4 protein-coding genes, 2 tRNA genes and 3 rRNA genes are annotated in these 8,491 nt (G+C 52.8%); 1 reads left to right on the top strand and 8 read right to left on the bottom strand.

Translation table 11 applies throughout. The features are described from left to right. Positions 1-870, top strand: an 870-nt coding sequence (gene yafC, locus ACIPK1_RS17435; protein WP_400451395.1) for a DNA-binding transcriptional regulator YafC, incomplete at its 5' end; no start/stop codon positions are given. Between the two features lie 29 nt (positions 871-899). Here yafC and dkgB read toward each other — a convergent pair. The 8 genes from dkgB to ACIPK1_RS17395 form a co-directional block, all read right to left on the bottom strand. Next, positions 900-1,703 carry a 2,5-didehydrogluconate reductase DkgB gene (gene dkgB, locus ACIPK1_RS17430; RefSeq protein ID WP_211437651.1) on the bottom strand — a complete coding sequence of 268 codons (804 nt, stop codon included), beginning with the start codon at positions 1,701-1,703 and terminating at the stop codon, positions 900-902. Positions 1,704-1,863: 160 nt separating this feature from the next. Next, positions 1,864-1,940, bottom strand: a tRNA-Asp gene (locus ACIPK1_RS17425). A 54-nt stretch (positions 1,941-1,994) separates the two neighbouring features. Continuing rightward, a 5S ribosomal RNA gene (gene rrf, locus ACIPK1_RS17420) occupies positions 1,995-2,110 on the bottom strand. Between the two features lie 69 nt (positions 2,111-2,179). Beyond that, a 23S ribosomal RNA gene (locus tag ACIPK1_RS17415) occupies positions 2,180-5,085 on the bottom strand. Between the two features lie 183 nt (positions 5,086-5,268). After that, a tRNA-Glu gene (locus tag ACIPK1_RS17410) sits at positions 5,269-5,344 on the bottom strand. 85 nt (positions 5,345-5,429) lie between these two features. Continuing rightward, positions 5,430-6,969 (bottom strand): 16S ribosomal RNA (locus ACIPK1_RS17405). Together the 16S, 23S and 5S rRNA genes with 2 tRNA genes alongside form the textbook arrangement of a ribosomal RNA operon. Positions 6,970-7,323: 354 nt before the next feature. Further along, the gene (hemG, locus tag ACIPK1_RS17400) at positions 7,324-7,869 is read right to left on the bottom strand and encodes a menaquinone-dependent protoporphyrinogen IX dehydrogenase (RefSeq protein ID WP_029739672.1); all 546 of its coding nucleotides are present in this window, start codon (positions 7,867-7,869) and stop codon (positions 7,324-7,326) included. Between the two features lie 10 nt (positions 7,870-7,879). After that, positions 7,880-8,491: potassium transporter TrkG (locus tag ACIPK1_RS17395; RefSeq protein ID WP_400451394.1), on the bottom strand; the 612-nt coding region annotated here is incomplete at its 5' end.

The following is an 8,491-nucleotide window of genomic DNA, read 5'->3' as shown; positions in this document are numbered from 1 at the left end:
GCCGTCGTTGAAAGCGGCAGCTTTAGCCGCGCGGCCGAACAGCTGGGTCAGGCTAACTCAGCCATCAGCCGTTCGGTAAAAAAACTGGAGATGAAGCTTGGAGTGAGTCTGCTTAACCGAACGACGCGGCAGCTGAGCCTGACGGAAGAGGGAGAGCGTTACTTCCGCCGCGTGCAGTCGGTACTGCAGGAGATGGCTGCAGCGGAGACGGAGATTATGGAGACCCGCAGCACGCCGCGTGGATTGCTGCGCATTGATGCGGCCACGCCGGTGGTGCTTCACTTTCTGATGCCGCTGATCAAACCTTTCCGCGAACGCTATCCGGAGATGACGCTATCGCTGGTCTCCTCAGAGACGTTTATCAACCTCATCGAGCGGAAAGTGGATGTGGCTATCCGGGCGGGAACCCTGACAGATTCAAGCTTGCGTGCCCGCCCTCTGTTTGCCAGCTACCGCAAAATTATCGCATCGCCAGAGTATATTGCCGAACATGGGAAACCGGAGACGGTTGAAGATTTGAAGCAGCATCTGTGCCTTGGCTTTACGGAGCCGGTGTCGCTGAACACCTGGCCTGTCGCCTGTCATGATGGTCAACTTCATGAAATTACCTGCGGAATATCGTCAAACAGCGGAGAGACGCTGAAACAGCTGTGTCTCGAAGGAAATGGTATCGCCTGCTTGTCAGACTATATGATTGATAAGGAGATAGCCCGGGGTGAACTGGTGGAGCTAATGGCCGATAAACGCCTGCCGGTCGAAATGCCTTTTAGCGCAGTGTATTACAGTGACAGAGCGGTGAGTACGCGTATTCGTGCCTTTATTGACTTCCTGAGTGAACATATAAAAACAGCTCCCGGAGGAGCTGTGTGAGGGTTCAGGTTACAGAGGGCGGGTCAAACTTAATCCCAGTCAGGAGCTAAACCTTCCGGGCTTACCAGGCGATCGTTGCACTCCAGCGCTGCGATCGCTTTTTTATCGTCTGCATCCAGATGAAGATCCGTTGCTAACAGGTTGCTGGCCAGGTTTTCACGCTTAGTTGATGATGGGATCACGGCATAACCTTCACCCATTGCCCATGCCAGAATGACCTGCGCAGCAGTGGCGTTATGTTTCTCTGCGATACGCGTAATCACTTCATCTTTTAGCGCTTTACCGTAGGCCAGCGTCATGTATGAAGTGATGTGGATCCCGTGCTGTTTTGCCCAGTCCACGACTTTGCGGTTTTGAAGGTATGGAGACAGCTCAATCTGGTTGGTTGCAATATTTTCTGCACCAACAGCAGCAATGGCTTTTTCCATCAGCGGAATGGTGAAGTTGGAGATCCCAATTTCACGGGTTAAGCCCTGCTTTTTCGCTTCCAGCAGCGCCTGCATGTATTCTTCTACTGAGACGGCATCATTCGGTGATGGCCAGTGGATAAGGGTCAGATCTACGTAGTCAGTACGCAGTTTTTTCAGACTTTCTTTCAGGCTAGGGATCAGCTTATCTTTGCTGAGATTCTCAATCCAGATTTTCGTGGTGATAAACAGTTCGTTACGCGGTACACCACTCTCTTCGAGAGCTTGTCCAACGGCAGCTTCGTTTTCATAGATCTGTGCCGTATCAACTGCACGATAGCCCAGTTCGAGTGCGGTTTTAACAGATGCGATAACAACGTCGTCTTTCAGGCGGAAAGTGCCCAGACCAAATGCAGGGAGAGTCATACTATTCCTCAATCATTATGTTCGTAAACTGAGGAAGATTATCGCTGGGGTTGTTATAGAGAAAAAGAGCGCAAAACGCAGAGGATTTTTGCTAATTTCGCAATAATTAAACGACAGATAAGAAAAAAGCCCTGAGCGTTAGCTCAGGGCTTCTAATAAGTGGCGGAACGGACGGGACTCGAACCCGCGACCCCCTGCGTGACAGGCAGGTATTCTAACCGACTGAACTACCGCTCCACCGAAGACTGCTGTAACCACCGGATTTATGCACCGGCTTACTACTTAATTGATGCCTGGCAGTTCCCTACTCTCACATGGGGAGACCCCACACTACCATCGGCGCTACGGCGTTTCACTTCTGAGTTCGGCATGGGGTCAGGTGGGACCACCGCGCTAAAGCCGCCAGGCAAATTCTGTTAATCTGTATCAGGCTGAAAATCGTGTCTGTCTCTTCGCCGAAACAGCTTCGGCGTTGTAAGGTTAAGCCTCACGGTTCATTAGTATCGGTTAGCTCAACGCATCGCTGCGCTTACACACCCGACCTATCAACGTCGTAGTCTTCAACGTTCCTTCAGGACCCTTAAAGGGTCAGGGAGAACTCATCTCGGGGCAAGTTTCGTGCTTAGATGCTTTCAGCACTTATCTTTTCCGCATTTAGCTACCGGGCAGTGCCATTGGCATGACAACCCGAACACCAGTGATGCGTCCACTCCGGTCCTCTCGTACTAGGAGCAGCCCCCCTCAATTCTCCAGCGCCCACGGCAGATAGGGACCGAACTGTCTCACGACGTTCTAAACCCAGCTCGCGTACCACTTTAAATGGCGAACAGCCATACCCTTGGGACCTACTTCAGCCCCAGGATGTGATGAGCCGACATCGAGGTGCCAAACACCGCCGTCGATATGAACTCTTGGGCGGTATCAGCCTGTTATCCCCGGAGTACCTTTTATCCGTTGAGCGATGGCCCTTCCATTCAGAACCACCGGATCACTATGACCTGCTTTCGCACCTGCTCGAGCCGTCACTCTCGCAGTCAAGCTAGCTTATGCCATTGCACTAACCTCCTGATGTCCGACCAGGATTAGCTAACCTTCGTGCTCCTCCGTTACTCTTTGGGAGGAGACCGCCCCAGTCAAACTACCCACCAGACACTGTCCGCAACCCGGATTACGGGTCTACGTTAGAACACCAGCCATTAAAGGGTGGTATTTCAAGGTCGGCTCCACGCAGACTGGCGTCCACGCTTCAAAGCCTCCCACCTATCCTACACATCAAGGACCAGTGTTCAGTGTCAAGCTATAGTAAAGGTTCACGGGGTCTTTCCGTCTTGCCGCGGGTACACTGCATCTTCACAGCGAGTTCAATTTCACTGAGTCTCGGGTGGAGACAGCCTGGCCATCATTACGCCATTCGTGCAGGTCGGAACTTACCCGACAAGGAATTTCGCTACCTTAGGACCGTTATAGTTACGGCCGCCGTTTACCGGGGCTTCGATCAAGAGCTTCGCGTTGCCGCTAACCCCATCAATTAACCTTCCGGCACCGGGCAGGCGTCACACCGTATACGTCCACTTTCGTGTTTGCACAGTGCTGTGTTTTTAATAAACAGTTGCAGCCAGCTGGTATCTTCGACTGATTTCAGCTCCACCCGCAGGGGCTTCACCTACATATCAGCGTGCCTTCTCCCGAAGTTACGGCACCATTTTGCCTAGTTCCTTCACCCGAGTTCTCTCAAGCGCCTTGGTATTCTCTACCTGACCACCTGTGTCGGTTTGGGGTACGATTTGATGTTACCTGATGCTTAGAGGCTTTTCCTGGAAGCAGGGCATTTGTTACTTCAGCACCGTAGTGCCTCGTCATCACACCTCAGCGTTAATAAACGACCGGATTTACCTAATCGTTCCGCCTACATGCTTAAACCGGGACAACCGTCGCCCGGCTAACATAGCCTTCTCCGTCCCCCCTTCGCAGTAACACCAAGTACAGGAATATTAACCTGTTTCCCATCGACTACGCCTTTCGGCCTCGCCTTAGGGGTCGACTCACCCTGCCCCGATTAACGTTGGACAGGAACCCTTGGTCTTCCGGCGAGCGGGCTTTTCACCCGCTTTATCGTTACTTATGTCAGCATTCGCACTTCTGATACCTCCAGCACCCCTCACAGGACACCTTCAACGGCTTACAGAACGCTCCCCTACCCAACAACGCCTAAGCGTCGCTGCCGCAGCTTCGGTGCATGGTTTAGCCCCGTTACATCTTCCGCGCAGGCCGACTCGACCAGTGAGCTATTACGCTTTCTTTAAATGATGGCTGCTTCTAAGCCAACATCCTGGCTGTCTGTGCCTTCCCACATCGTTTCCCACTTAACCATGACTTTGGGACCTTAGCTGGCGGTCTGGGTTGTTTCCCTCTTCACGACGGACGTTAGCACCCGCCGTGTGTCTCCCGTGATAACATTCTTCGGTATTCGTAGTTTGCATCGGGTTGGTAAGCCGGGATGGCCCCCTAGCCGAAACAGTGCTCTACCCCCGAAGATGAGTTCACGAGGCGCTACCTAAATAGCTTTCGGGGAGAACCAGCTATCTCCCGGTTTGATTGGCCTTTCACCCCCAGCCACAAGTCATCCGCTAATTTTTCAACATTAGTCGGTTCGGTCCTCCAGTTAGTGTTACCCAACCTTCAACCTGCCCATGGCTAGATCACCGGGTTTCGGGTCTATACCCTGCAACTTAACGCCCAGTTAAGACTCGGTTTCCCTTCGGCTCCCCTATACGGTTAACCTTGCTACAGAATATAAGTCGCTGACCCATTATACAAAAGGTACGCAGTCACACCACGAAGGTGCTCCCACTGCTTGTACGTACACGGTTTCAGGTTCTTTTTCACTCCCCTCGCCGGGGTTCTTTTCGCCTTTCCCTCACGGTACTGGTTCACTATCGGTCAGTCAGGAGTATTTAGCCTTGGAGGATGGTCCCCCCATATTCAGACAGGATACCACGTGTCCCGCCCTACTCTTCGAGTTCACAGCCTGTGTGCTTTCGTGTACGGGACTGTCACCCTGTACCGTGCGACTTTCCAGACGCTTCCACTAACACACAAGCTGATTCAGACTCTGGGCTGCTCCCCGTTCGCTCGCCGCTACTGGGGGAATCTCGGTTGATTTCTTTTCCTCGGGGTACTTAGATGTTTCAGTTCCCCCGGTTCGCCTCGTTAACCTATGTATTCAGTTAACGATAGTGCAACGAATTGCACTGGGTTTCCCCATTCGGACATCGCCGGGTCAAAGGTTCATATCACCTCGCCGGCGCTTTTCGCAGATTAGCACGTCCTTCATCGCCTCTGACTGCCAGGGCATCCACCGTGTACGCTTAGTCGCTTAACCTCACAACCCGAAGATGTTTCACTTCTGATTGCGAAAATTTGAGAGACTCGAACACACCATTAAAGATGTGTCGTTTCAATTTTCAGCTTGATCCAGATTTTTAAAGAGCAAATATCTCAAACGTCACCCGAAGATGAGTTTTGAGATATGACGGCAGGTGACTTTCACTCACGAACCAGCAAGTGGCGTCCCCTAGGGGATTCGAACCCCTGTTACCGCCGTGAAAGGGCGGTGTCCTGGGCCTCTAGACGAAGGGGACGCTGAAGTCTCAATCGCAAGACGCCTTGCTATTTACTTTTCATCAGACAATCTGTGTGAGCACTACAAAGGCAGGTTCTTTAAGGTAAGGAGGTGATCCAACCGCAGGTTCCCCTACGGTTACCTTGTTACGACTTCACCCCAGTCATGAATCACAAAGTGGTAAGCGCCCTCCCGAAGGTTAAGCTACCTACTTCTTTTGCAACCCACTCCCATGGTGTGACGGGCGGTGTGTACAAGGCCCGGGAACGTATTCACCGTAGCATTCTGATCTACGATTACTAGCGATTCCGACTTCATGGAGTCGAGTTGCAGACTCCAATCCGGACTACGACGCACTTTATGAGGTCCGCTTGCTCTCGCGAGGTCGCTTCTCTTTGTATGCGCCATTGTAGCACGTGTGTAGCCCTACTCGTAAGGGCCATGATGACTTGACGTCATCCCCACCTTCCTCCAGTTTATCACTGGCAGTCTCCTTTGAGTTCCCGGCCTAACCGCTGGCAACAAAGGATAAGGGTTGCGCTCGTTGCGGGACTTAACCCAACATTTCACAACACGAGCTGACGACAGCCATGCAGCACCTGTCTCAGAGTTCCCGAAGGCACCAATCCATCTCTGGAAAGTTCTCTGGATGTCAAGAGTAGGTAAGGTTCTTCGCGTTGCATCGAATTAAACCACATGCTCCACCGCTTGTGCGGGCCCCCGTCAATTCATTTGAGTTTTAACCTTGCGGCCGTACTCCCCAGGCGGTCGACTTAACGCGTTAGCTCCGGAAGCCACGCCTCAAGGGCACAACCTCCAAGTCGACATCGTTTACGGCGTGGACTACCAGGGTATCTAATCCTGTTTGCTCCCCACGCTTTCGCACCTGAGCGTCAGTCTTTGTCCAGGGGGCCGCCTTCGCCACCGGTATTCCTCCAGATCTCTACGCATTTCACCGCTACACCTGGAATTCTACCCCCCTCTACAAGACTCTAGCCTGCCAGTTTCGAATGCAGTTCCCAGGTTGAGCCCGGGGATTTCACATCCGACTTGACAGACCGCCTGCGTGCGCTTTACGCCCAGTAATTCCGATTAACGCTTGCACCCTCCGTATTACCGCGGCTGCTGGCACGGAGTTAGCCGGTGCTTCTTCTGCGGGTAACGTCAATCGACAAGGTTATTAACCTTATCGCCTTCCTCCCCGCTGAAAGTACTTTACAACCCGAAGGCCTTCTTCATACACGCGGCATGGCTGCATCAGGCTTGCGCCCATTGTGCAATATTCCCCACTGCTGCCTCCCGTAGGAGTCTGGACCGTGTCTCAGTTCCAGTGTGGCTGGTCATCCTCTCAGACCAGCTAGGGATCGTCGCCTAGGTGAGCCGTTACCCCACCTACTAGCTAATCCCATCTGGGCACATCTGATGGCAAGAGGCCCGAAGGTCCCCCTCTTTGGTCTTGCGACGTTATGCGGTATTAGCTACCGTTTCCAGTAGTTATCCCCCTCCATCAGGCAGTTTCCCAGACATTACTCACCCGTCCGCCGCTCGTCACCCGGGAGCAAGCTCCCTGTGCTACCGCTCGACTTGCATGTGTTAGGCCTGCCGCCAGCGTTCAATCTGAGCCATGATCAAACTCTTCAATTTAAGTTTGATGCTCGTGAATTAAACTTCGTAATGAATTACGTATGTTCACTCAGAGACTTGGTATTCATTTTTCGTCCGAGGACGTTAAGAATCCATGTCACTTTGAGTGCCCACACAGATTGTCTGATAAATTGTTAAAGAGCAGTGCCGCTTCGCTTTTCGCAGCGGCGCGGGGTGTGCATATTACGCTTTCCCGCTTCAGAGTCAAGTGATTAATTTCGCTTTTCTCTGCTGACCCGGCGGCGTGTGTGCCGTTGTTCCGTGTCAGTGGAGGCGCATTATAGGGAGTAATTCCGACGTGACAAGCATAAAATACAAAAAACTTTTCGTTCGCTCACTTTTCAAACTTAACGCTTATTTATGTCGCGAATCGCCCGTTAAATGTGCGATTTCCCGCGCAAAACTGGCCACCTGCGACCAGTCGGTATAAACCACTTCTTTACGCGTATCGGTTTCACCCCCCGTCATCTTCATAATCAGGCGGATCATAAAGCGGTCATACCAGCGGTAGCGAGGGTAACGCAGCGCGCCGGCAAAGACGGCGCACAGGTCTGGCTGCCACGGCGAGCTGAGTAAAAACTTGCGCGTGTAGCTGTTGGTCTGCGGCGTACGCTTCTCGGCTTTACGTGCGACCAGGTTGACCGAATAAAACGCACCAGGCAATTTGTTGAGCACCGCCGTGTGCTTTTTCACAAAGCGATCCAGCGCCGGATGGAAATGCCCGTAACGAATTGACGCGCCAATCACAACGCGATCGTACTCCTGCCAGGCTATCTGCTCCGCACGGTTCAGGTTCACCACATCCGAGTAAATACCCAGCTCTTTTAATTCCGATGCCAGATACGCGGCAATCTCGCGCGTTTGCCCGTCTCGCGTAGAGAAAAGAATCAATGTTTTCATCAACGGCTCCTTACTCGCGCCAGAATGTAGGGGTGAACAGCACCAGCAGCGTAAAGACCTCAAGACGACCAAACAGCATATTGGCGATGAGGATCCATTTCGCGACCGGGTTCATGCTGGCAAAGTTATCCGCCACAACGCCCAGGCCGGGCCCGAGGTTATTCAATGTTGCTACGACGGACGCAAAGGCGGAAAAATCATCCACCCCCGTCGCGATAATCGCCAGCATACTGACGATAAAGACCAGCGCATACGCCGAGAAGAATCCCCACACCGCTTCGAGGATACGTTCCGGCAGCGCGCGGTTCCCCAGCTTAATGCTGTAAACCGCGTTCGGGTGGACCAGGCGCTTCAGCTCACGGTTCCCCTGCTTAAACAGCAGCAGAATACGAATTACCTTCAGGCCACCGCCCGTAGAACCCGCACAGCCCCCGATAAATGCCGAGCATAACAGCAGCACCGGCAGGAACAGCGGCCAGCGCGCGATGCTGTCGGTGGTAAACCCGGCGGTCGTCGCCATTGATACCACCTGGAAGAACGCCTGATTTAGCGTGGTCAGCGCGGAGTTGTAAACATCATGGAACCACAGCACCAGGGTACAGATGATCACCAGCGTAAGCTG

Origin of the sequence: Enterococcus sp. NPDC086594 (assembly GCF_044746145.1) — a bacterium.
Classification (GTDB): Bacteria; Bacillota; Bacilli; order Lactobacillales; family Enterococcaceae; genus Enterococcus_D; species Enterococcus_D entomosocium.
The sequence above is the reverse complement of the archived record's forward strand: the minus strand, read 5'-3'. Positions and strand labels throughout refer to the sequence as shown.